We start from the raw sequence: 24065 nt of genomic DNA, 5'->3' as shown, positions 1-24065 counted from the left end.
CCTTAAGCCTCCGGAGCCACGTAGCGGGGGAAGACCGGCTTCGGCGCTTCGAGCGGCGTTCCCGGCACCAGACGGCCGGCTTCGCCAAGCGCTGCGAAATCTCTGCTGCCTGCAGGCGCAGCCACCAGGTCGAGCAGCTTGCCGGACGATTCCGGCATGAAGGGCTGCAGCAGGACGGCGATCTGGCGCACCACTTCGGCAGTAACATAGAGCACCGTGCCCATGCGCGCCGGATCGGTCTTCTTCAGCGCCCACGGCTCCTGGCCGGCGAAATAGCGGTCGGTCTCGGAGACCACGGCGATGATGGACGCCAACGCGCGGTGGATGAGCTGCTTGCTCATATCCTCACGGGTCGAGGCATGCAGCGCATCGGCCTGCGCCAGCATCGCCTTGTCCTCATCGGTCAACGGTCCGCATTCCGGGATCTTGCCGTCGCAATTCTTGACGATCATCGACAGCGAGCGGCTGGCGAGGTTTCCAATGCCGTTGGCGAGGTCGGAATTGATGCGCGTGCCGATCGCCTCTTCGCTGTAGCTGCCGTCCTGGCCGAAGGAGACTTCGCGCAGGAAGAAGTAACGCACCTGGTCGAGGCCGAAATGGTTCACCAGATTGACCGGATCGACGACGTTGCCGAGCGACTTCGACATCTTCTCGCCCTTGTTAAGCAGGAAGCCGTGAGCAAAGACGCGCTTCGGCAGCGGCAGCTTTGCCGACATCAGGAAGGCCGGCCAGTAGACGGCGTGAAAGCGGATGATGTCCTTGCCGATGATATGCACATCAGCCGGCCAGTATTTCGCCCGCGGCCCGTTGCGGTCTTCGATATAGCCCGTCGCCGTGATGTAGTTCGTCAGCGCATCGACCCAGACATACATGACATGCGAGGGATCGTTCGGTACCTTGATACCCCAGTCGAAGGTCGTGCGTGAGACCGAGAGATCCTTGAGGCCGGATTTGACGAAGGAGATCACCTCGTTGCGGCGCTCGGCCGGGCCGATGAAATCAGGGTTTTCCTCGTAATGCTTCAGCAGCCGGTCCTGGTATTCGGAGAGCTTGAAGAAGTAGCTTGCCTCTTCCACCCATTCGACCGGCGTGCCCTGCGGCCCGTAGCGCACGCCATCGGCGCGCAGCTCGGTTTCGTTTTCCTGGTAATAGGCTTCGTCACGCACCGAGTACCAGCCGGCATAGGAATCCTTGTAGATGTCGCCATTTGAGGCCATCAGCTTCCAGATGTTCCGCGAACTCTCGTGGTGACGTTCCTGCGTGGTACGGATGAAGTCGTCGTTCGAAGCATTGAGCAGCTTTGCCATCGCCTGGAATTCGCCGGAATTGCGGTCGGCAAGCGCCTGTGGCGTGATGCCTTCGGCACGCGCCGTCTGCTGCATCTTCTGGCCGTGCTCGTCAGTCCCCGTCAGGAAGAAGACATCCTTGCCGTCGAGGCGTTGGTAGCGCGCCATGGCGTCGGTCGCAATCAACTCATAGGCATGGCCGATATGTGGCTTGCCGTTGGGGTAGGAGATCGCTGTCGTGATGTAGAAGGGGGTCTTGTCTGTCATGGCGGCCAATTCCGGCTTACTCTATAAAAATCGTCAGCCGCTATTAGCGCATGTCTCGCACAAGCGAAACATCAAGTTTGGCAGCCACCGACGATTTCCGGGCCGCGTATTGGTGACCTTGACTCGTGTTCTGGCGCAATCTACCCCTTCTGTCGCAAGAGGGCGGGACGGAAGCAAAGTGCCATTTTTCATCGATCGGAATAGTGATGGCCGCGCGCCCTCGGAGGCGCGTATTTGACGTTCGAGCCTCTCTATTCCCTGTCTGGTCTTGTCGTAGGAGCGCTGGTCGGCATCACCGGCGTTGGCGGTGGTTCGCTGATGACGCCCCTGCTCGTGCTCCTCTTCGGCGTCCATCCGGCGACGGCCGTCGGAACCGATCTTCTCTATGCTGCCATTACAAAGACGGCGGGCACTGCCGTTCACGGCATGCATGGGCGCGTCAACTGGAAGATCGTCGGCAGTCTCGCGGCTGGCAGCGTTCCGGCCGCCCTCCTGATGCTCTGGCTGATGGCCGGCGTAGACCGCAAGAGCATCGGCGTGACCAATACCATCACCACGGCGCTCGGCTGGCTTCTGGTCATGACCGCGATCATGCTTGTTTTCCGCAGCCAGATCCTCGAATTCGCCCGCCGCGCCATCGGTGATCGCATGCCGCCGCAGCCTGCGACCATCGCGGTCTTCACGGTCGTTCTCGGTTTTGTGCTCGGCGTGCTCGTCACGCTGACATCGGTCGGTGCCGGCGCCCTGGGCGTCACGATCCTGCTCGTTCTCTATCCGCGGCTCGATGTGCGTGAGATCGTCGGCTCCGACATCGTTCACGCGGTACCCCTGACGCTGATCGGCGGCACGGGATACTGGATCATCGGAGAGATCGACTGGTCGATGCTGCTTGCTCTGCTTGTCGGCTCCATTCCCGGCATCGTCGTCGGCAGCCTTCTTGCGCCGAAACTGCACGAGCGCACCATCCGCATCGTGCTGGCCGTCACGCTTGCCGTCGTTGCCTCGAAACTGCTTGCCGGCTGATCAGGCGTTCGGCTGCTTGATATCGGAAAGCACTTCCATGATCGTCTGCTTGCGGTCGAGATTATAGGCGTCGGAGACGGTCAGTTTCTCGGTGATCGCGGAATAGAGCCGCGCCAAGCGCTCGGCCGCCGCAATCTGCCCCTCGCCTGCCGCGAGGCGCGCACGGTTCATCACGTCATCACCCACATGACTGACGAAGAAATCAAAGATCGTATCAGCCTCCTTGCCCGAGAGCGCATCGGCAAGCCGGTGCATAGCCTTGCGCGCTGCCGGTCCTTCGGAAGACAGGACCTGGTTATAGGCTTCGATAATATCCCCACCACCATAATTCAGCAGTTTCAGCGCCTCGCCGACGCTGCCTTTGGCGGCGGAAAGCAGGGCCTGTCCCTCACCCTGAACGCCGAGATGGGCAAGTGCGGAAACCAGCGCGTGGTCGCCAAGTGGCGCAAGCTTCAACGGCAGGCAGCGCGAACGGATTGTCGGCAGCAGCTTTCCCGGTGCATGCGACAGGACGAGGAACATCGCCCGCTTCGGCGGCTCCTCGAGGATCTTCAGGATGGCGTTTGCCGCATTGCGGTTCATGTCGTCGGCAGGATCGATGATGACGATCCGCCAGTTGCCGGTGCCCGAGGTCTGCGAGAAGAACTTGCCGGCCCTGCGTACCTCGTCGACGGTAATTGCCGATTTCACCTTGCCGGTCTTCTCATCTACGGGTCTGGCAAGATGCAGGAGATTGTGCGAGGCGCCTGAGGCGATCTGCCGGCTCACGGCAGATCCGAGATCCGGATCGGCGATGCGGTCTGGCGCGGTGGCCGGATCGGGATGCGATAGAACATGATTGGCGAAGCGGAAGGCCAATGTCGCCTTTCCGATCCCCTCTGGCCCTTCGACCAGGATCGCATGATGGCCTTTGCCGGAGCGGTAGAACTGCGCCAGGAAATCCTCAGCATCTTCATGGCCGAAGAGCTTCGTATTTTCGGCCGGCCAGATGGCGCCGTCGAGCAGTCCGGGTCTGTCCTCACTCATGATGCGCCGCTTCCGGCATCCGCGCTTCGGCTGATGGTTTCAGCAACTGCGTGACGATGGTGAGGATCTCCGCGGCAATCGCCTCTTCAGGCTGCGTCGCGTTGACGACATGGCAACGCTCCGGCTCGCGCGCGGCGATATCGAGATAGGCTTCGCGGCGTTTCTCGTGCGTTTCGAGCGTCTCCTTCTCGAAACGGTCAGGGCCGTCGGCGTTTCGCTTGATAACGCGCTCCAGGCCCAGCTTGGCCGGAATATCGAGGATCAGCGTACAATCAGGCATCACGCCGTTGATGGCGATGCGCTGCAGCGTCTCGATGAATTCTGGCTCCAGGTTGCCGGTAACTCCCTGATAGACGCGCGAGGAATCCATGAAGCGGTCGCAGAGCACGATCTTGCCCTTGTAAAGCGCCGGCCGGATGACCTCTTCCACGTGATCGTTGCGGGCGGCGGCAAAGAGGATCGCTTCCATGCGGGTGCCGAAGGCTTCCGCAGCGCCCGAAAGCAGCACATGGCGCACCGCTTCGGCGCCCGGCGAGCCCCCGGGCTCCCGGGTCAACAGCACGTCATGGCCTTCGGCTTTAAGGGCCTCGGCGAGACGGCGGATCTGCGTGGACTTCCCAGCCCCCTCTCCGCCTTCAAACGTAACGAACAATCCTGTACCGGACGACAATGATACTTTCCCGCATTCTGAGCGCCACGCTCTTCCTCTATCTATCCGAAGATAGTGCGGAACGAAACCTTTTGCCGCGGCGACATATTCACCTTCCCCGGTAAATTGCGGCAAAATCCGCGGGCAAAAAGGATCTCAGCTCTGCTCGGACCTGTCCCAGAGCCAGGAGAAGAATAGCGATTCGCCAAGCTCCAGCAGTGCGTCGACCGCCCGGCTGGTGAGCGATCCAACCTCCACCGATTGCACTGTATAGAGTGGCACTTCGCGCAACATCCTGTTGCCGGAAACGATGCGCAGCGTGCCGACTTCCGTGTCGGCCTTCACCGGCGCCATCAGCGGCCAGTGGTAGACGATGCGGGCTGCGAGCCGGTCTGGATTGTTGATCGGAACATAGACGCTGACCGGCGCCTTGGCGACGAGATCGACGGTGCGCGCCGTGCCGCCATAGACGCTCGCCGCACCGATGACTTCCTCGTCTGCAAAGACCTGACGGCTTTCGAAGGCCGTCAGCCCCCATTCCAGCACGCGCTTGGCCTCTTCCGTGCGCTCCTTGTCGGAGGCGATGCCGGCAAGCGCCACGAAGAGCCGCCGTCCGTTACGCTGTACCGAGGCGACGATCGAGTAGCCCTCGCCTTCCGTAAAGCCCGTCGCTAGCCCATCAGCGCCGAGATCCATGCCGAGCAGCGGATTGCGGTTACGTTGGAAGATCTTGTTCCATTCGAAATCCGCTTGGGCAAAATAGGGATAGAGATCGGGATAGGAAGCCTGCAGATCGACGGCGAGCGTCACCAATTCCCTAGCCGTCACCTTGCTGTTGCCGTCGGGAAACCCGGTTGAATTGCCGAAGATAGCCTTTTCCATGCCAAGCTCGCGAGCGCGCCGGGTCATCGATGCCGCAAACTGGTCCTCGCTGCCGGCCATGCCCTCGGCAAGGATGATGCAGCCGTCATTAGCGCCCTGGATCGCAACGCCCTTGATCAGATCCTCGACGCGAACCTTCGATTTCAGCGCTGCAAACATCGTGGCCGCACGCGAAGGCGCGCCGCCGGTACGCCAGGCATATTCGGAGACGGGATATTCGGTATCGAGCGAAATCTGACCCTTGCTGACGGCACTGAAAACGAGATCCATCGTCATCAGCTTGGCAAGCGAGGCAGGCGCAAAGACCTGGTTCTCGTTCTTGGCGAGAAGCACAGTCCCGGTCGAGGCTTCGATCATATAGGCCTGCGCGGCCTTGGTGACGAAACCGGCCTCGGTGCCTTCTGCGGCAAAGGCTGCAGAAGCAGGCAAAAGCAGGCATGCAAGGAGGCGAAGCAGCGGCTTCAACATCGCTAATCCCATTGATCGTGCGGGTTGATTCAGGAGGGTAAAGCGAGCCGGAAGCCGATGCAATTACACTTTGTTGTAGGCTTTCATCGCGCCTTTGCGCTGCCGCCATTCTGACGCTTGAAGGAGGCGAGGATAGACTCCTGCGTCAGGCCATCATTGCGTACCATCACGGCGTCGAAAGCGAGCGGAACGTTGACTGTCCTCGCCTCCTCCTGATAGCCCATGGCAAGCGATGTGCCCTTCGACCAGCCATTCGGACGCTCAAAGGGAATGGGTCCGATTTCCGGCAGAACCACCATCTGTTCCATCGTCTGAGCGCCATTGGTGAAGGCCGGCGGCGGCGTCAGGAAATGGCCGCCTGCCGGCGCCTGCATCGGCGCAGGAACTGGAGCCGCATTATACTTGGCGCTCGGCGTGGAGCCCGCATAGGCAGTCGAGCGGAATGGTACCGGCACGTTGGCCGGCGAAGGACTGGAATAATCGCCGAGGCTCTGGAGTTGGTCGCCGGTGATTTTCTTGTTGTTGGAGGCGACCATGACGCCGGAGGCGATCTGGCCCCCGCCCGGATTGATGCCCGGGATGCGGCTACCCTTCGGAATATAGGAGGCCATCAGATAGGGCATGTCATGACCGTCGAGGGGCGCCTTTCCGACATATTGCACGCGAACATTGCCCGTGCCGCTGTGCTGCAGGTCGAGCATGGAGGCGGTCTTGTTCGAAAGGTCGATGATGCGACCTTCGTGATAGGGCCCACGGTCGTTGACGCGGACGATCACGGAAGAACCGGTTTCGACGTTCGTCACACGCGCATAGCTCGGCAGTGGAAAGGTCGGATGCGCGGCTGAAAGATGCATCTGGTCGTAGACTTCGCCATTCGCGGTCAAGCGGCCGTGGAAGGCAGAGCCGTACCAGGAAGCGATGCCCACTTTGTTATAGGAGTAATCCTCCCTGGGGTAATACATCTTGCCCTTCACCACATAGGGATCGCCCACGATGTAGCGGCCGCCGCCCTTGGGAATATTGTTGCCGTTGGCAACGCGCGGGCTGGCTTTGACGCCATATTCGCTTTCCGAGAAATATTCCTTGCCGTGGGATTTCTTCTTGGGAACCGCCTGCGTCGTGCCGCAGGCCGCCACTGTTGCGCACATGGCCGACAATGCCAGCCATCGTGCCGTCGTTGCGAAAGACGCCGCCCCGTAATTCAGTTTCATATGCCCCACGCCACTCAAGACCGTTTTATGGTTAAGGAACTCACTCGTGAATGAGTTGGAGTTGCCTTATTCCCTGCCTGCCTAACGAGACTTTAATCTTGTGGATATCGTGGCTAATTTGCGAACGATTTCGGGGCGATAGCGAGAATTCTAATGATTATGGTTAATATTTGGTTGATTTTAATCTGTGCGGGAATGAAATCACGGATGTATTTCCGCATGTTGGACCGTTTCGGATCGTGACAGCAACTTTCGGCGGACACGACCGCCCTGTCCCGCGTCAGAACATATTGAAGCAGTTTATCTGCTCAATTGCCGCCCGATCTGTCAGAGCACGTTGACGCTGAAATCCGAACCGCTATAAAGCCAGCCAAACCACGATTTGGCCGTCGTTGGAAGGAGGCTTCGTCAAAACGAAGGCCTGACAACAAAGACGAGCCGGATCAACTGGATGGAAGAGTGTCCGAGTGGTTTAAGGAACCGGTCTTGAAAACCGGCGTGCGGGAAACCGTACCGTGGGTTCGAATCCCACCTCTTCCGCCATAAATCGTTTGTCCATACCGAAGACATAGGTAACAGAACGTACCTAACACATGGGTGACAACCTCGTGCCGAACGGGTTGTCGATGGTTTGCAAAGTCCTCTGTTCCAGGTCGATATATCCCAGATCATAGTGCATGAAGCTGACGAGCCAAATGCCGTCATCAACTTCCTTGATTCCAAGCTTTTGTCCGGCCGGTACGGTGGAGATGTTGATCTTCTTGCGATAGATGCAGAGGCGGCCGCAATTGGTGACGAGCGCCTCCCTGTCGTGGAAGGGATAGTCGATCTCCGGCAGGCCCCGATAGGGGCGTGACGATGCGACAAAGAGATCTGCCGGCACCTTCATGTCCAACGCCTCGTGCGGCCGCTCCTCATTGAATTCGCTGACGAATGCATCAAAGCGGGCCTGCTGCTGCAGAGTGTTCCTGCCAGGTGGCCTCGTCGCCTCCTTCTTCAGCGTCAGATGCATGCGCTCATGGCGTCCGTTCTGTTGCGGATGGCCAGGCCTAATGCGTTCGAGGCCGATCCCCAATCGCAGCCACCAAACGGACAGCTTCGATAGATTATAGAGGCCATTCGGGCTTGCGAAAGGAAGGCCATTGTCGGAACGAATGGCTGCAGGCAGGCCGTGTTCGGTAAAGATCCTGCGGAACGCTTCAAAGACGCCCTGTTCGCGCGTCGATTCGAAGGCTTCGCAGCAAAGAAGATAGCGTGAGGCCTGGTCTGTGATCGTCAAGGGGTAACAGTAGCGGCCGTTACCAAGCTTGAATTCGCCTTTGAAGTCGGCGCACCACAGATCATTGGGCTCAAGGGCTTCCGAAAGCTGCGTGCCAACGGCCTTGTTAGCCCGGTTCCTCTTGCGGGCCTGGCTCACAAGGCCGTGTCGATCGAGCACAGCATGCACCGTGCTCTTTGCTGGAATGCGCACATCGCCAGCGAGCCGTTTAACGAGCAACTCCCTGATCTTTCTGGCACCCCAGTGAGGCTTCTCCTTTTTGAGGTGAACAATCATTGCCTCCACCGGATCGGGCAACTGGTTGGCGTAACGCACCGGCCGTCGGGATCGATCCGTCAGCGCCTCCAGGCCGTCGTCCTTGTAGCGGTTGAAGATCTTGTAGCCGGTCTTGCGCGAGATGCCGAACTCCCGGCACACATCGCTCATGCCTTCGCCCTCAAGCAGCCGGGCGACAAATCGAAGACGTTCCTCCATCACCGAAGTCTCTCTCCACGGCATCAACACCTCCCGCAAAAAGCGAAAAGTGTTACCCATGTCTCCGGTACGAAACGTCACCTATCTCTCGGGTCGGGCAGTTGAAATTATCAGTTATTTATCCTTCTGAAGCCGAATTTCCGCGTCGCTCGCGCCGACGAAGATGATCCAGGCTAAATGCATCGAATTGTATTTCATCATCCTCTTGATTTGGGATAGGTTCGCCCGAACGATACCTAAAAGCTGGATTGCGTTGTCTGAGCTCTCCAAAACGGCGAGTTCAATGGCGCAGTTGGAGGATGAGAGGGGAATTGCATGGCGGAGATGCTGGACCTCGACTGCGTCGTCGTGGGCGGAGGGGTCGTGGGGCTTGCAATAGCGCGCGAACTTGCAATGTCCGGCCGCGACGTGGTTCTCCTCGAGGCGGAGCCGATAACCGGCAGCATCACATCGGCCCGCAACAGTGAAGTCATCCATGCCGGGCTCTACTATGCCACCGGCAGCTTGAAGGCTGAACTCTGCGTTTCCGGAAAACACAGGCTTTACTACTATTGCCGGGAGCGAAATATCCCCCATAGAGCCTGTGGCAAACTCGTCGTCGCTGCGAGTGAGGAGGAAGTCGGATATCTTGAAAAGCTATCCAGGCAGGCCGCCGCCAATGGCGTGGAGGATTGCTATCTGATCGATGCTGCGGAACTCGCCCGCAGGCAACCACAGATCAGAGGCTTTGCGGCGCTGGTTTCTCCCTCGACCGGCATCATCGACAGTCACGGCCTTATGCAGGCATACACTGCGGATATCGAGGCCAATGGCGGAGCCGTTATCTGCAATTCTCCCGTAATCAAAGGTGAATTCACCGCGGACAAGGTTCGCCTCGCAGTCGGCGGCCGTGATCCGGTAGAGATCGAGACATGCCTTGTGATCAATGCCGCTGGCCTGAATTCCTGGGCCTTGTCAGAAAGCCTGTCCGGGCTGGACGCCAGCACCATCCCGCCGCGTCACTACGCCAAGGGATGTTATTTCGCCCTGACTGGCCGCGCACCCGCAACACAGCTGATCTACCCGGTCCCCGAACCCGGCGGTCTCGGGGTGCATCTGACACTCGACCTTGCTGGCCAGGCGCGTTTCGGTCCTGATGTCGAGTGGATCGAGACGATTGACTACGACGTCGATCCAAGCCGTGCGGATAAGTTCTATTCCGCAATCCGCCGCTATTGGCCCAATCTGGTGGATGGCGCGCTACAGCCCGCCTACTCGGGCGTCCGTCCGAAGATCGCCGGCCCGGCTGCGGGCGGTGGTGACTTCGTGATTCAAGGGCCGGAGCAAACCGGTCACCCCGCCTATGTGGCGCTTTACGGAATTGAGAGCCCCGGCCTGACCGCTTCGCTCGCCATCGGGCAGAGGGTGGCGCGACTTGCCGAATAGATAGCCTTTGTCGTCCGCCGGCTTTACGGCCAACTGGCACTTCGTCTCGGTACGCTGCGCGCTTCTTTCGGCCGAGTTCGCCATGAGGCGAGAGCCGTGGAGGTAGTATCGACCAAAGCCTCTCCTTTGCTAATGCAAATTGAGAAAGCACCGGTTCCAGATGATTTAACATTAGGTGTAATGCATGTTTCGTCGTGACAATTTTACTTAAATTTCATGCTTAACTACTTATTAATAAGCAGCTTGCGCAGTTGAAGCGATGAACTATGCTTGCTCCCAACAACGGGAGGATTTGATGTTCAAGGAGAGTTTGCTGATGCCGGCCGGCTTTGCCGCATTGGCCTTTTCAGGACTGATGTTTCAGATCGCGGCTCACGCGCTCTCCACGCCGGTTACGTTGCTTCATCCCTGACATCGCTAAACTGCTGCCTCAGCGGAACTTTTTTCAATTGCGCGCGTTCCATTTCACGTTTTGTCCAGGAGGGAGATTGCCATGGAAAACGAAAGTGTAGGTTGGATTGCAGCTATCATTATCGGCGGTTTCGCCGGATGGCTGGCGGAGAAGTTCATGCACAGCAATATGGGCGTGTTCATGAATATATTGCTCGGCATCATAGGCGCGATCGTCGCCAACTGGATTCTCGGCATCCTTAACATCCAGCCACTCAGCGGCTGGCTCGGATATCTGATCACGGGCTTCGTTGGCGCATGCATCCTGATTGCGATCGGACGTCTCATCCGCCGCTGACCTGACACGGAAAAGATTGCCAAAAAAGATTAAAGGCCGGACGTCATACGTCCGGCTTTTTTCGTCTATCGACGGCTGAGGAGACCGAAGAGATAGGCGACGCCTGCCGTAATGGCGATTGCGGTCAGCGGCTCTTCGCGCACCTTGTCTCGGACACGCTCGGTCATGACGGAGGCTTCGTCGGTCACTGCGGTCTTTGCGCCCTGCCCCAGCGCAATCACGCTCTCCGAAAGGCGGGCCAGATCATCGCGCAACGCAGCAACCTGCGCGGACAGATCTTCGGCGGCTACTTCGGCCTTGACGCGCGCAGCGGTGGATTCGGCGGAAGCGGTTTTCAATTCGGCCATGGTCTGCTCCTGTTTGATCGAATGCCGCTTCAACGAAATGAAGACTGTAAAGGTTCCGCAACCAAGCATCTTTTGTCGCTTACGGCGAGTTGGCGAGAGCGTGTGCAAGTCCCGCAAGCTTTTCATTCGAGAAGCCTTCATTTCCTCGCAGCTTTGTTTTATGGAACGACGAATGTCTGCCCTTCTGGGCCAATGATAATGCGAGGTTTGCGTTTCCATGTTCCATCTTCTGAGAAGAGCTGCTCAGACCTGGGTTGCCAAGCTGCTCCTGCTCCTGCTCGTCGCCTCCTTCGGCATCTGGGGCGTGTCGCGTGAGCTGATAAGCGGCGGCAACAGCACGACGGTGGTCACCGTCGGCGACCAGCATGTGGACGTCAATGAATTCCGTCTCGCTTATCAGCGCCAGGTCGCCCAACTCGGCCAGCAATACGGCGTGCGCCTGACACCGGAGCAGGCCCGCGCTTTCGGCGTTGAACAGCAGGTGCTTGCCCAGCTTCTGGCTGGTGCCTCGCTGGACCAGCTTGCCGATGACATGGGCCTTGGCCTTTCCGAAGACCGCCTTGCCCAGCTGATCGGCGACGATCCAGCTTTCAAAGCAGTCAACGGCCAGTTCGACCGCTCGCTCTTCACCTCTCGTCTGCGCAACGCCGGCATCCGGGAAGACGATTATATTAAGGATCGCAGCAAGCAGGCTGTCCGCAGCCAGATCATCGAAGCCGTTGCCAACGGCTTCCAGGCGCCTGCAACGCTCGTCAACGCGCTGAAACTCTATGGCAATGAGAGCCGCAGCGTCGATTACCTGCTGCTCACCAACGCCAATATCGAGCCGATCAAGACGCCGGCCGACGATGTGCTGTCCAAGTGGTTCGAAGACGCCAAACAGCGTTACCGCGCGCCGGAATACCGCAAGATCGCCTATCTGAAGCTTCAGCCTGATGATATCGCTGATCCCACGACCGTCACCGACGACCAGATCAAGGAAGCTTTCGACAAGGCCAAGGCGGCTTACACGACGCCAGAAAGCCGCACTCTGGAACAGCTGACCTTCGCCAGCAAGGATCTCGCCAATGCAGCTGAAACCGCGCTGAAGAGCGGCACGAGCTTCGACCAGCTCGTCACCGATCAGGGCAAGACCGCAAGTGACGTGCTGCTCGGTGAATTCACCAAGGACAAGGTTCCGGATCAGGCCGTTGCCGAGGCTGCCTTCGCGGTGAAGGCGGATGGCGGTACCACGGCTGTCGTCGACGGCACCTTCGGTCCTGTGATCCTGCGCGTGACCAATATCAAGCCGGAGACCACCAAGAGCTTCGATGAGGTGAAGGAAGAACTTCGCAAGCAGCTTTCCGTCGCCAATGCTTCGCAGGAAGTTATCAATGTCCACGACCGCATCGAGGATATGCGCGCCGGCGGCACATCCCTCGAAGAGATTGCCAACCAACTGAAGTTGAAGGCCGTCGTCATCGACGCCGTCGACATGACGGGTGCAGACAAGGACGGCAATCCGGTCAAGGATATCCCGGCACAGCAGCAGCTTCTGCCGGAAGCTTTCAAGACCGATGTCGGCGCTGATGCGGTCGCAATTTCCCTCGGCAATGACGGCTATGTCTGGTTCGACGTGCGCGACGTCATGCCGGATCGCGAGCGTCCGCTCGCCGAGGTGCGTGACAAGGCCGTTCAGGACTGGACTGCCGAGCAACAGAAGGCCGAGCTTGCCAAGAAGGCCGACGAGCTGAAGGCTCAGGCGCAGAAGGGCACCTCGCTTGCCGATATCGCCACCCCGCTCGGCATCGCCGTCGAAAGCAAGAGCGGCGTTACCCGCTCGACTGACGATCCCGTTCTCGGCCGCGCCGGCGTCAATGCCGCATTCTCCGGTCCTGTGGATACCGTCGCAACGGCCGTCGGCGCCGATCCGAGCACGCAGATCCTGCTGAAGGTGACCGACGTCAACGAAGAGCCGACGACCGATGCCTTGAACAACCGCGACCAGCAGATCGCCACCATCGCAAATCAGGCCGGTGACGATATTCTCGATCAGATGGTCAACCTGTTGCAGAGCCAGTATGGTGCAGAGGTCAACCGGACCCTCGCCGAACAGGCAACCGTCCGCTAGGGAGAAGCGACGCATGACCGATCTGAAGCCGCTTCTGGCCAAGGCAGCAAGCCGCGAGCCACTGACCCGTGACGAGGCCCGCCAGGCCTTCGATATCCTGATGTCCGGCCAGGCAACGCCTTCGCAGATCGGCGGCTTCCTAATGGCGCTGCGCGTCCGCGGCGAGACGGTTGACGAGATCGTCGGCGCCGTCACCACGATGCGGTCCAAGATGCTGCGGGTGGAAGCGCCCGCCGACGCGATCGATATCGTCGGCACAGGCGGCGATGCCAGTGGCACCTATAACATCTCGACGCTGGCGGCGCTTATCGTCGCCGGCACGGGTGTTCCGGTTGCCAAGCATGGCAACCGCGCGCTGAGTTCGAAATCCGGCGCGGCAGACAGTCTTGCCGCCCTCGGCGTCAATCTCGAGGTCACCCCCGAAATGATCTCGCGCTGCATCGCCGAGGCCGGCGTCGGCTTCATGTTCGCGCAGCAGCATCATTCGGCCATGCGCCATGTCGGCCCGACGCGCGTCGAACTCGGCACACGCACCATCTTCAATCTGCTCGGGCCCCTCTCCAATCCGGCCGGCGTCAAGCGCCAGCTTCTCGGCGTCTTCTCGCCGCAATGGGTCGTGCCGCTTGCCGAAGTCATGCGCGATCTCGGCTCCGAAAGTGTCTGGGTTGTCCACGGCGACGGCCTCGATGAAATCACCACGACCGGCAAGACCAGCGTTGCTGCACTCGAGAACGGCCAGATCCGCACCTTTGAGCTGTCGCCGGCCGATTTCGGCGTAACGCCCTGCGTGCTCGCCGATATCAGGGGTGGCGACGGCACGGTCAATGCTGCCGCGCTTCGTGATGTGTTAGCCGGCGCAAAGAATGCCTATCGGGATATAGCGCTCGCCAATGCCGCCGCCTCCCTCGTCATTGCAGGCAAGGCCGGGACGATCCGTGACGGCATGAAGCTCGCAACGGAATCGCTGGATAGCGGGGCCACGGCCGCAGCGCTCGACAAACTGATCGCCGTATCCAACGATATCGACTAGGATTGCCTCATGACCGATATCCTGAAGAAGATCGAAGCCTATAAGCGTGAGGAAATCGCCGCCGCCAAGGCAAAGACCTCGCTTGCCGATCTGAAAGCCATACAGGCCGGGCAGTCCGCGCCGCGCGGCTTCCACAAGGCGCTCGTCGCCAAGCGCGATGCCGGCCAGTTCGGCCTGATCGCCGAAATCAAGAAGGCGAGCCCGTCCAAGGGGCTGATCCGTCCGGATTTCGATCCGCCTGCGCTCGCCAAGGCCTATGAAGCCGGTGGGGCCGCCTGCCTTTCGGTTCTCACCGATACGCCGAGCTTCCAGGGCGCGCCGGAATTTCTGACGGCCGCGCGTGCTGCCTGTGCCCTGCCCGCGCTGCGCAAGGATTTCATGTTCGAGACCTATCAGGTCCATGAAGCCCGCGCCTGGGGTGCTGATTGCATCCTGCTCATCATGGCCTCGCTGACGGATGACGACGCGCAGCGTCTGCAGGACGAGGCCTTCTCGCTCGGCATGGACGTGCTTGTCGAGGTTCATGATGCGCCGGAAATGGAACGTGCCCTGAAGCTGTCTTCGCTGCTCGTCGGCATCAACAATCGCAACCTGCGCACCTTCGAAGTCAGTCTTACGGTGAGCGAAACGTTGGCAGCCATGGTCCCGGATGACCGGCTTCTGGTCGGCGAGAGCGGCATCTTCACCCATGAGGATTGCAAGCGCCTGCAAGCCGTCGACATCAATACTTTCCTCGTCGGCGAAAGCCTGATGCGCAAGGACGACGTGACGGCCGCCACCCGCGCGCTGCTGTTTGGTGAAGCCGCCATCGCGGCCGAATGATATGAGCGGCGCAAAACCCGGCCTCACCCATATCGGCGCGTCCGGCGAGGCGCATATGGTCGATGTCTCGGACAAGGCCGAAACGGTGCGCATCGCCACCGCCGAGGGGCATGTGAAGATGGCAGCGGAAACATTGGCGCTGATCCGCGAAGGTAATACGAAAAAGGGCGATGTGATCGGCACTGCTCGCCTTGCCGGCATCATGGCCGCCAAGCGGACAGCCGACCTCATTCCACTCTGCCATCCGCTGATGCTGACCAAGGTCACGGTCGAGATCGAGGAAGACGCCGCCCTGCCCGGCCTGCGCGTTACCGCAACCGCAAAACTCACTGGCAAGACCGGTGTGGAGATGGAGGCGCTGACCGCCGTCTCGGTCGCGTGTCTTACCATCTACGACATGGCCAAGGCCGCAGACAAGGCAATGGAAATCGGTGGCATCAGGCTGCTGGAAAAATCCGGCGGCAAATCCGGCGATTTCCACCATCCGGAGGCAAGATGAACCTTCTGCCGGTCGCCGAGGCCCTGAGCCGCCTGCTCTCCAGCGCTACGCCCGTCACGGCATCCGAAACGCTGCCGCTTGCCGAGGCCGAAGGCCGCGTCCTTGCCGTTGATCTGACGGCTGGCTTGACGCAACCGCCCTTCAATTCCTCCGCCATGGATGGCTATGCGCTGCGCCGCGAGGACGCGCCAGAGCCCGGCGCGGTGCTGAAGGTCATCGGTACGTCGTCTGCCGGACATGGCTTCGAGGGAAGTGTCGGTCAGGGGGAGGCCGTTCGCATCTTCACCGGCGCGCCTGTTCCTTCGGGTGCCGATAGTGTCCTGCTGCAGGAGGATGCGGAAAAGATCGAAGGCGGAATCAGAACGAATTTTCCCGTACGGCAGAACCAGCATGTTCGCCCCCGCGGCCAGGATTTCGTCGAGGGTGAGGCCGTGCTCTCCGCCGGTACGGTGCTCGATTTCTCGCGGCTGACGGTAGCCGCCGGCATGAACCGGCCTGATGTCGAGGTGTTGCGTCGCCCGCTGATGGCGATCCTCGCGACCGGCGACGAACTGCTGCCGCCCGGAAGCACGCCGGGCCCGTCGCAGATCATCGCATCCAATACCTTTGGCATCACAGCTCTTGCCCGCAGGGCCGGCGCCGACGTGCTCGACCTCGGCATCGTGCCTGACGACAAGGCTCAGATCACCGCGGCGATCGACAAGGCACGCAACGCCAAGGTCGACGTGATCGTGACACTCGGCGGGGCTTCCGTAGGCGACCACGATCTGGTGCAGGCCACGTTGATCGAAGCCGGTATGGAGCTCGATTTCTGGCGCATCGCCATGCGCCCCGGCAAGCCGCTGATGGTCGGCAGCTTCGGCAAGACGCAGGTGCTCGGCTTGCCCGGCAATCCGGTCTCGAGCCTCGTTTGCTCGCTGCTTTTCCTTGAGCCGCTGATCCGCAAGCTCGCCTCGCTGCCGGCTGTCCAACGGGAGATAACGGTGGAAGCCGCCGCGACGCTGCGCGCCAATGATCATCGCCAGGATTATGTGCGCGCGAAGCTTTCGAAATCGGCCGCCGGCGGATGGCAGGTCGAACCCTTCGACAAGCAGGATTTGTCGATGATGAAGGCTTTCGCCCATTCGGACTGCCTGATCATCCGCCCGCCGCATGCACCGGAATTGCCGGCAGGAACCACCTGCCCGGTCATGCTTCTGCGGCCAGATCTCTTCGCCTGATATTTCCTGAAGTCACCGCGATCCAGAAGCAGATCTGAGCCAGTACGCTTGCGCCTAGAATGACGGTAGCAGCCGCAAGACCGGGATCGCCGCCGATGCCGGAAAGTGCGCTGCAGACGGCTCCAACAGCCATCTGCGTGAAGCCATAAAGGCCGGAAGCCGAACCGGTGACCTTTGGATTGACGCTGACGGCGAGCGTCAGCGCGTTGGGCGAAGCTACACCCGCCCCGACCGTATAGACCATGATCGAGGCCATCATCGGCAGCAGCGTCAGATGGTGGGTAGCGGCAAGGCCGAAGAAGACGAGCGCGGCCGCGATGCTGACGAGGTTGGACATCACCATCAGCCGCTTCATCGCAAACCGGCCGATCAGCCGTGTGGCGATCATGCTGCCGATCCAGTAGCCGAAGATCAACAGCGCCAGACAAATGCCGACTTCGGTTGCCGGACGGCCGAGCTCGTTGATGACGATGAAGGGCGCAGACGCCGTGAAAGCATACATGGAGGTCGTCGCACAGCCGCCGCCGATGGCGTAACCGACGAAAGAGCGCGAGGCGAGCAGGCCGAGATAGTCGCGGTTCAGCGCTTTCACCGAGGTCTCGACATTGCGCGTGCCGGTCTCCGGTACCTTTCTCCATGTCAGCAGGAGGTTGACGATGCCGAGAACGCAGAGCGCCACGAAGATCGAGCGCCAGCCAAGCGTGGCGGCAAGCGCGCCGCCGACGATCGGTGCAAGCCCCGGCCCGACCGTGACCATCAGGTTCATGATCGCAAGCCGCTTGGCCGTTTCATCGGGACTGGACGTGTCGCGCACGATGGCGCGTGCAATCACGAGACCGGCGCAGCCGCCGAAAGCCTGAAAGAGCCTTGCTGCGATCAGCGCATGCACGCCGGGTGAAACCAGCGCCGCAACGCCGGCAATCGTATAGAGCACAAGCCCGCTCATCAGTACCGGCCGCCGTCCGTAACGGTCCGAAAGCGGCCCGTAGATAAGCTGGCCGACGGCAAGACCGAATATGTAGAGGCTGACGGTCAGCTGCATTTCGCCGATCGATGCACCGAGATCGGTTGCCGCCGCCGGCAAAGCGGGCACGAAAATATGCATGGCAAGCGTGCCGCTGAAGGTGATCAACCCGAGCAGCCAGATCGGTATGTGAAGCTTTGCGCTAAGCGGTTGGGCTTCGGTCATCGGGCCGGGATGCGAATTCACTGTTCAGGCTCCTCGAGCTGTCGGGCAAGCACGTCGCTGATGTGATCGAGCACGCGCCATGTGGTTTCGATGTCCTCGCGCGGGAGAAGAGCAAGCGCCTCCTCGCGGATGCCTTGCGCCACGCGCTCTACCTCTTCCACGGTCTTCCTGCCCTCCTCTGTCAGCAGAATCTCCTTGGCCCGCCTGTCCTCGCCTTCCCGCCGCTCGACGAGTCCGGCTTTCTCCAGATTGTCGATCAGGCGAACGACAGATGAATTGTCGAGCGAGAGCGAGGCAGCCAGTTCTTTCTGGTGCATTGCTGCCGGTGAACGGGCGATGCGCAGCAGCGGCAGCCATGTCGCCTCCGTCAGTCCGAACGGCTGCAGGCGCAGGTTCGCGACGCGGCGCCAGTAGCGCGCGGTCTGGGAGACGAGGCTCCCGAATGAGGTTGTGATCTTGTCGTCGGTCATGGGAATATCGATGAGATAGCAATAGATGACATGTCATCTATTTTGAAGCAAGCCAAAAAGTGTCGGCACGGAGCCTGATGAGAGGCATTCGCCTCGTTTCACCTTAATCGGAAAACCGCGCTATTGGCGGTCGAGTTGCCCTTGGCTCCGCCGAAATCCGGCACGGCATAGTCCGCAATCTGCAGCAGGGAGCTCGTCGGAAGAGGTGCCCTGCCCGGATCGCCGATGAGCACATCGAGACCGGCCGTGCGGCAGCGTTCAAGGAAAGGCAGAACACGTTCCACCAAGGCCTCGTCATAGAAGATATCGCCGGCCAGGATTATTTCGGCGACAGGCGGGGCATCCTCGATGATGTCGCCGAGTTGCGTCTCGATCACGACATCATTGGCATTCAGCTGCGCCGCAGCGATCGCTTTCGCGTCGATATCGATGGCGAGCACATGGGCTGCACCGCATTTCATCGCTGCGATGGCGACGAGGCCGGAGCCGGTGCCGAGGTCGACGACACGTTTGCCGGCCACCTCTTCGGAATGGTCGAAAAGATAGCGCGCAAGCACCGCGCCGCCCGCCCAGGGATAGGCCCAGTAAGGCGGCATCAGATCGGAATCATCAGCCATCGCAAGGCGATAGAGGCCGCTCCTCGGAGTCGCCATATGCAATCTTACGTCAGGGATGGAAGGAACACTCGCAAGCGGCAGGTTCGCTTCGATGAAGGCCGTCAGGTCGAGACGATCATCTGCTGAAGCCGGTCTCATTTAATATCGATTGCCCTCGCTGTGACAGGCTATCGGGCCCCGCTGGATGGCATAATACCTCGCTGGACCTTTGTATAGTTATGGAAGCCCACGTCTCGGGCTAACTTTTCTTCAGCGATCCCGAAGGGCATCGCCCCAGATTTCCTACAAGCCGGAGGACACGTTATGCAACCGATCACCAGACGCTCATTCTCGGCCGCGCTCGTTGCAGGGGCCGCACTCAGCATGTTTCCGGCCGCCGGCCGGGCCGCCGATATCGTCAAGGCGAAGAATGTCGTTCTCGTCCATGGCGCCTATGCCGATGCATCCTGCTGGCTGGACGTCATCCCTCATCTCCAGGCTGCCGGCCTGAATGTGATGGCCGTGCAGAACCCCCTCACCTCATTTGCCGATGACGTCGAGGCGACCAAGCGCATCCTGGCGCTGATGGACGGCCCGACCGTACTCGTCGGCCATTCCTATTCGGGCATGCTCGTCACCGAGGCCGGCGTTGATCCCAAGGTAACGGCGCTCGTTTATATCGCCGCCCGCGCCCCTGATGCCGGCGAGGATTATACCGCGCTCGCCAAGCAGTATCCGACGCCGCCTGCAAGCGCAGGCCTCGTTCACAACGGCGGTTATGCCCAGTTGAGTGAAGAAGCTTTCGTCAGGGATTTTGCCGGCGATCTGCCGGTTGCCCGCGCCAAAGCGCTTTATGCCGTGCAGGGCCGCATTTCCGATACGCTGTTCAATGCCAAGACGACCGTCGCTGCCTGGCGCTCGAAGCCATCCTGGTACGCGGTCTCGAAAAACGACCGCACCATCAATCCGGATCTCGAACGCTTCATGGCAAAGCGTATGAACGCAACGACGATCGAACTCGACGCCAGCCACGTTTCGCTGATCTCGCAGCCGCTCGCCGTCGCCAATCTCATCCTCGCAGCAGCCGGTCAAAGCGACAAGATCTGAGACCGCTGCAGCCTGCCGGCCGCATCACCTTACTGGTGCCGCCGGCGACCGCCTCAGCGGTCTTTCTTCTTGGTGAATTTGCCCTTGCCACCATCGAACTTGGGGCCATCGAATTTTGCACCTTCGGACCTGTTCTTGCCGCCCTCGAATTTGGCGCCTTCGAATTTCGGCTTCGGGCCTTTCTTCGTCCAGGGCTTGTCGTCCTGACGCCCGGCGCCGGCGGGCCTGTCCGTCCCGAACTTGCCCTTCGGCTTGTCGCTGCGGAAACGATCTTCGCCGCGTTCTTCGAACGGCTTCTTGGCGTAGGCGGGGTTGGCCTGCTTGCTGAAATCGGGCGTACCGTTCAGCCTGACCACGCGGATGCCGCGCTCCATCGTCTTGTTCGGGCCGAGGGCGCCGAGAAAGCTCTCAGCGCTGTCAGCGGCGATTTCCACGAAGGTCTCATCCGGCTGCATCTTGATCGCGCCGATCTCCCGCTTGGTCACGTTGCCAGCGCGGCAGAGCATCGGGATCAGCCAGCGCGGCTCGGCATTCTGCTTGCGGCCGACGGAGACTGAGAACCAGACGCTGGGGCCGAAATCATCGCGGGGGCCTTTCTGCGCCGGCGCGAATTCGCGTGCCTCGCCATTGTCGCGGCGCTTGCGGGCCCGATCGTCCTGCACCGAAACTTCGATCAGGTCTTCCGGCGCCGATTGGTTGGCGCGGTACAGACGCACGAAAGCGGCAGCAAGCGTCTCGGCGCCATGGCTGGCGATCAGCTTCTGCACCAGCCCCTGCTCTTCTTCCTGCGGTTTGTCGGCGAAGATCGGGTCGGCCAGCAGCCGCTCGTCATCACGCTCCGTCACTTCTTCCACCGAAGGTGGCCGTGCCCAGGTGGCGGCGATGCCGGCATTGTCGAGCAGGCGTTCGGCCTTGCGGCGAACGTTGAGCGGTACGATCAGAGCGCTGACACCTTTGCGACCCGCACGGCCCGTACGGCCGCTGCGGTGAAGCAGCGTTTCCGGATTGGTCGGCAGATCGGCATGCACAACGAGGTCGAGGCCCGGCAGGTCGATGCCGCGTGCAGCAACGTCGGTTGCGATGCAGACGCGCGCCCGTCCATCACGCATTGCCTGCAGCGCGTGGCTGCGTTCGTTCTGCGTCAGTTCGCCCGACAGCGCCACAACGTGGAAATTGCGGTTGTGGAACCGTGCCGTGAGATGATTGACGGCAGCACGCGTCGAACAGAAAACGATCGCATTGCGCGCTTCGTAGTAGCGCAGCACGTTGATGATCGCGTTTTCGCGGTCACTCGGCGAGACGGCAAGCGCGCGATACTCGATATCGATATGCTGCTTTTCTTCCGCCTGCGTGCTGATGCGCACGGCATCACGCTGATAGCTCTTCGCCAGCTTGGCGATGGCTGCGGGAACGGTGGCGGAAAACATCAGCGTACGCCGCTCGTTCGGTGCCGCGTCAAGGATGAATTCCAGATCTTCGCGGAAGCCGAGATCGAGCATCTCGTCCGCCTCGTCCAGCACTGCGGCCTTCAGTTCGCTCATATCCAGCGCATTGCGGCGGATGTGGTCGCAGAGGCGCCCCGGCGTGCCGACGACGATATGGGCGCCACGCTCCAGCGCGCGGCGCTCGCTGCGGATATCCATGCCGCCAACGCAACTGACAATCACGGCGCCAGTCATTTCATAAAGCCATTCCAGCTCGCGCTTCACCTGCAGCGCCAGTTCGCGCGTCGGCGCGATCACAAGGGCAACGGGAGCGGCGGCGGGGCCAAACCGCTCCGCGCTTCCCAGAAGCGTTGGTGAGAGTGCTAGCCCGAATGCAACGGTCTTGCCCGAGCCGGTTTGTGCGGAAACGAGTGCGTCCGACGCTGCGAGCGCCGGATCGAGCATCGCCTTCTGGACAGGTGTGAGCTCGGTATAGCCGCGCTTCTGCAACGCCTTGGCGATCGCCGGAGAGACGCCGTTATAGTCAGTCATGTGTTCGATCTTTCGGAGCTGTCAGACGCATAACGCGTCGTAGCCGGAATCGTCCGGCCGAAGAGTTGGGCCGTTCCTACTCGCTCCGGCTGCGAATGTCAAAGTGTCTCGCCACGCCATGTGTAGATGGCGATGCCGCCGGAGCGTCCGCGAATCCTTGTTTCGAACGGTCCGGTCAACTGGCCTGCCTGCGATGGAACAGCCCCCGGACCCGCAGCATTGAGCAGGTTGGCGCTGAGTGCAAGCTCTGCGCCGCGGCTTGCCGCCACCTCCATGAGCCGCTGTGCGACATTGACGGTATCACCCGTCGCGGTGATCTGCTGCCGGTCGCCGCTACCGAGCCGTGAGGCGACGATCGGGCCGCAATGGGCGCCGAGCTTGAAGCCTATCTTCCTGCGGCGAAGCTCTGGATGGCCTGCAAGGAAGCTGCGTGTACGGTCGGCAAGCCGCACGGCGCAGGCTGCTGCCCGGGCTGCATCGTCCGCTGTTGGTTCCGGCAGCCCGAAGAGGATCATGGCTCCATCGCCCATGAAGCTGGTGATCGCCCCGCCAAGCAACCTTACTTCCTCGTCGATCAGTTCGAAGAAGCTGCTGAGGATCTCCCGTACCGCGGCCGGTCCGACCGCCTCGCTGAGGCCGGTGAAGCCCGAAAGATCGATGAAGACGACGGATGCATTCTGGCGCACCGGCTCGGCCAAAAAGGCCGGGTCGCGCGCGAGCCATTCCCCGAGGCCCGGCGCTTCGATGCGCTGCAGCCGCTCGGACTGGTCGGCGAAGTGCCGCGCACGGCTGCGGTCGCGCCAGAGTTCTGCGGCCCCGAAAATAACTGCGGGTGGAAGGGCGGCGGCAATCGGCAATGCAGCACTCAGCCAGTAACCGTTCGCGAAGGCAGCAAGGTTGAGCATCGCCCAGACAATGACCGTCAGGCCGATGATAACGAAGCCGAGGGCGCTGCGGCGCCATGCGATCAGTGCGACCAGAAGAATGGGCAAGGCCGTCGCAATGCCGGCATCCACCTGCCGTGTCCTGCTGTCACGCACCATGCCGTCGCCTGCTATCAGATGCGTGATCGCCGTCGACATCACTTCGACGCCCGGCAGGATGGGATCGAACGGCGTCGGAAAGACATCGCCGCCGCCGGTCACGGTCGCACCGATCACCACCACCTTGCCGGTAATGGCATCCGCCGGCAGCTTGCCATCGAGCGCGTCGACAGCGCTGAAGGTGCGGATGCTGCCTGCAGGACCATAGAAGGTCAGCGGCAGGCGCTGGCCCGTGTCCGTTGGAATGCGGCGGGCGCCAAGCCGGATGCCATCCTTTTCGATCAATGGTTCGGCGCCGAGCGCAACCGAGGCGACGCGCAACGGAAAGGCTGCATCCAGCCGGTCGGCGGCGCGAGAAAACAGCGGAATGAATCGCGGTACGCCGCTCTGGTCCGTCGCCACATTGACGATGCCGAGCGCCGCAGCCTCTGCGAAGCGAGGCTGCGGCAGCAGAAGCTGCTGCGCTTCGGGGATCGCGGCAAGCGGATCCTCCGCATTCGCTGTCACCGACTGGAGACTCTGCGGAAAGGTCGCAGCACCGGCGATGATGCTGGGCGTCGCCCCAATGGCTGTTGCAAGCGCCGCATCCCCCTCCTCCGTGTCGGAATCGACAAGCAATATATCGAGAGCCAAGGCCTTTGGTTTCAACGCGCCGATGGACGTGACGAGCTCCGCAAGCCTCTCCCGCTTGAGCGGGTAGCCATGTGCTGCGGCGGTACGGTCATCGATCGCGATAATGGAAACGATATCGGGCGGCGCGCGGACGCCGACGATCGTGCTGCGCAGATCGGCTAGCGTGGCCTCCATGCGCTCCATGAGGCCGGAGTCCGACTGCAGATGGAAATAGCCGAGCACCGCTCCCCACAGACCGGCGAGCAGCAGCGCGATCACAGTCTGAAGCCGACGGTTCATGAGACG

The 24065-nt window shown here is 61.0% G+C and carries 21 protein-coding genes and 1 tRNA gene; 10 read left to right on the top strand and 12 right to left on the bottom strand.

Annotated elements, in window-relative coordinates; translation table 11 throughout:
• Positions 1–2: 2 nt before the first annotated feature.
• The gene (gene metG / locus ACR9ZQ_RS15945) at positions 3–1553 is read right to left on the bottom strand and encodes a methionine--tRNA ligase (RefSeq protein ID WP_310388052.1); all 1551 of its coding nucleotides are present in this window, start codon (positions 1551–1553) and stop codon (positions 3–5) included.
• Positions 1554–1787: 234 nt separating this feature from the next.
• Here metG and ACR9ZQ_RS15940 point away from each other — a divergent pair, with 234 nt between their 5' ends.
• The gene (locus tag ACR9ZQ_RS15940) at positions 1788–2576 is read left to right on the top strand and encodes a sulfite exporter TauE/SafE family protein (protein ID WP_310388054.1); all 789 of its coding nucleotides are present in this window, start codon (positions 1788–1790) and stop codon (positions 2574–2576) included.
• Here ACR9ZQ_RS15940 and ACR9ZQ_RS15935 read toward each other — a convergent pair whose 3' ends face one another.
• From ACR9ZQ_RS15935 to ACR9ZQ_RS15920, 4 genes are all read right to left on the bottom strand, one after another.
• Positions 2577–3602 carry a DNA polymerase III subunit delta' gene (locus tag ACR9ZQ_RS15935; RefSeq protein ID WP_481428266.1) on the bottom strand — a complete coding sequence of 342 codons (1026 nt, stop codon included), beginning with the start codon at positions 3600–3602 and terminating at the stop codon, positions 2577–2579.
• Complete coding sequence (gene tmk, locus ACR9ZQ_RS15930; protein ID WP_310388057.1) at positions 3595–4272, bottom strand: dTMP kinase; 678 nt, start codon at positions 4270–4272, stop codon at positions 3595–3597. Before tmk ends, ACR9ZQ_RS15935 begins: the two co-directional genes overlap by 8 nt.
• 135 nt (positions 4273–4407) lie before the next feature.
• Positions 4408–5601 carry a D-alanyl-D-alanine carboxypeptidase family protein gene (locus ACR9ZQ_RS15925; protein ID WP_481428265.1) on the bottom strand — a complete coding sequence of 398 codons (1194 nt, stop codon included), beginning with the start codon at positions 5599–5601 and terminating at the stop codon, positions 4408–4410.
• Positions 5602–5684: 83 nt separating this feature from the next.
• A complete protein-coding gene (locus ACR9ZQ_RS15920; RefSeq protein ID WP_481428264.1) occupies positions 5685–6812 on the bottom strand; it encodes a septal ring lytic transglycosylase RlpA family protein in 1128 nt (375 codons plus the stop codon).
• Between the two features lie 453 nt (positions 6813–7265).
• Between ACR9ZQ_RS15920 and ACR9ZQ_RS15915 the strand changes: the two genes are divergently transcribed.
• Positions 7266–7355 (top strand) — tRNA-Ser (locus ACR9ZQ_RS15915).
• A 43-nt stretch (positions 7356–7398) separates the two neighbouring features.
• Here the strand turns inward: ACR9ZQ_RS15915 and ACR9ZQ_RS15910 are convergent.
• Positions 7399–8589 carry an IS481 family transposase gene (locus ACR9ZQ_RS15910; protein WP_481428263.1) on the bottom strand — a complete coding sequence of 397 codons (1191 nt, stop codon included), beginning with the start codon at positions 8587–8589 and terminating at the stop codon, positions 7399–7401.
• Between the two features lie 291 nt (positions 8590–8880).
• On the opposite strand from ACR9ZQ_RS15910, the gene ACR9ZQ_RS15905 reads away from it, so the two are divergent.
• Both ACR9ZQ_RS15905 and ACR9ZQ_RS15900 read left to right on the top strand, forming a co-directional pair.
• Entirely contained in the window at positions 8881–9990 is a 1110-nt protein-coding gene (locus ACR9ZQ_RS15905; RefSeq protein WP_481428262.1) for an NAD(P)/FAD-dependent oxidoreductase, read from the top strand.
• 493 nt (positions 9991–10483) lie between these two features.
• Entirely contained in the window at positions 10484–10738 is a 255-nt protein-coding gene (locus tag ACR9ZQ_RS15900; RefSeq protein WP_310388065.1) for a GlsB/YeaQ/YmgE family stress response membrane protein, read from the top strand.
• 65 nt (positions 10739–10803) lie between these two features.
• On the opposite strand, the gene ACR9ZQ_RS15895 is transcribed toward ACR9ZQ_RS15900, so the two are convergent.
• Positions 10804–11085 carry a hypothetical protein gene (locus tag ACR9ZQ_RS15895; protein ID WP_310388313.1) on the bottom strand — a complete coding sequence of 94 codons (282 nt, stop codon included), beginning with the start codon at positions 11083–11085 and terminating at the stop codon, positions 10804–10806.
• A 217-nt stretch (positions 11086–11302) separates the two neighbouring features.
• Between ACR9ZQ_RS15895 and ACR9ZQ_RS15890 the strand changes: the two genes are divergently transcribed.
• The 5 genes from ACR9ZQ_RS15890 to ACR9ZQ_RS15870 are packed head-to-tail and all read left to right on the top strand — an operon-like array spanning position 11303 to position 16766.
• Complete coding sequence (locus ACR9ZQ_RS15890; RefSeq protein WP_481428261.1) at positions 11303–13195, top strand: SurA N-terminal domain-containing protein; 1893 nt, start codon at positions 11303–11305, stop codon at positions 13193–13195.
• A 13-nt stretch (positions 13196–13208) separates the two neighbouring features.
• A complete protein-coding gene (trpD, locus tag ACR9ZQ_RS15885; protein WP_310388069.1) occupies positions 13209–14225 on the top strand; it encodes an anthranilate phosphoribosyltransferase in 1017 nt (338 codons plus the stop codon).
• Between the two features lie 9 nt (positions 14226–14234).
• Positions 14235–15047: an indole-3-glycerol phosphate synthase TrpC gene (trpC, locus tag ACR9ZQ_RS15880; RefSeq protein WP_481428260.1), complete on the top strand. Its 813-nt coding sequence runs from the start codon at positions 14235–14237 to the stop codon at positions 15045–15047.
• 1 nt (position 15048) lies between these two features.
• Positions 15049–15546, top strand: coding sequence for a cyclic pyranopterin monophosphate synthase MoaC (gene moaC, locus ACR9ZQ_RS15875; protein WP_481428259.1), 498 nt, complete (start codon positions 15049–15051; stop codon positions 15544–15546).
• Positions 15543–16766 carry a molybdopterin molybdotransferase MoeA gene (locus ACR9ZQ_RS15870; RefSeq protein WP_481428258.1) on the top strand — a complete coding sequence of 408 codons (1224 nt, stop codon included), beginning with the start codon at positions 15543–15545 and terminating at the stop codon, positions 16764–16766. The genes moaC and ACR9ZQ_RS15870 overlap by 4 nt, the downstream gene beginning before the upstream one ends.
• Here the strand turns inward: ACR9ZQ_RS15870 and ACR9ZQ_RS15865 are convergent.
• The 3 genes from ACR9ZQ_RS15865 to ACR9ZQ_RS15855 all read right to left on the bottom strand — a co-directional run bounded on the left by ACR9ZQ_RS15865 (position 16735) and on the right by ACR9ZQ_RS15855 (position 19180).
• Positions 16735–17976 carry a multidrug effflux MFS transporter gene (locus ACR9ZQ_RS15865; protein ID WP_481428257.1) on the bottom strand — a complete coding sequence of 414 codons (1242 nt, stop codon included), beginning with the start codon at positions 17974–17976 and terminating at the stop codon, positions 16735–16737. The two genes, ACR9ZQ_RS15870 and ACR9ZQ_RS15865, sit on opposite strands and share 32 nt — an antisense overlap.
• Positions 17973–18425 (bottom strand): MarR family winged helix-turn-helix transcriptional regulator, encoded by a 453-nt coding sequence (locus tag ACR9ZQ_RS15860; RefSeq protein ID WP_481428256.1) that lies wholly within the window; start codon positions 18423–18425, stop codon positions 17973–17975. Before ACR9ZQ_RS15860 ends, ACR9ZQ_RS15865 begins: the two co-directional genes overlap by 4 nt.
• A 98-nt stretch (positions 18426–18523) precedes the next feature.
• The gene (locus ACR9ZQ_RS15855; protein WP_481428255.1) at positions 18524–19180 is read right to left on the bottom strand and encodes a class I SAM-dependent methyltransferase; all 657 of its coding nucleotides are present in this window, start codon (positions 19178–19180) and stop codon (positions 18524–18526) included.
• 165 nt (positions 19181–19345) lie between these two features.
• Between ACR9ZQ_RS15855 and ACR9ZQ_RS15850 the strand changes: the two genes are divergently transcribed.
• Positions 19346–20128: an alpha/beta fold hydrolase gene (locus tag ACR9ZQ_RS15850; RefSeq protein ID WP_113323459.1), complete on the top strand. Its 783-nt coding sequence runs from the start codon at positions 19346–19348 to the stop codon at positions 20126–20128.
• Between the two features lie 53 nt (positions 20129–20181).
• Here ACR9ZQ_RS15850 and ACR9ZQ_RS15845 read toward each other — a convergent pair whose 3' ends face one another.
• Both ACR9ZQ_RS15845 and ACR9ZQ_RS15840 read right to left on the bottom strand, forming a co-directional pair.
• Entirely contained in the window at positions 20182–22104 is a 1923-nt protein-coding gene (locus ACR9ZQ_RS15845; RefSeq protein ID WP_481428254.1) for a DEAD/DEAH box helicase, read from the bottom strand.
• A 98-nt stretch (positions 22105–22202) separates the two neighbouring features.
• Positions 22203–24059, bottom strand: a complete 1857-nt coding sequence (locus tag ACR9ZQ_RS15840) for a CHASE2 domain-containing protein (RefSeq protein ID WP_439014996.1) — start codon at positions 24057–24059, stop codon at positions 22203–22205.
• Positions 24060–24065 lie beyond the last annotated feature (6 nt).

The sequence above is a fragment of the Rhizobium sp. KNZ14-9A genome, assembly GCF_056755015.1.
Note: the sequence above shows the minus strand (reverse complement) of the source record. Positions and strands in the feature narration are given on the sequence as shown.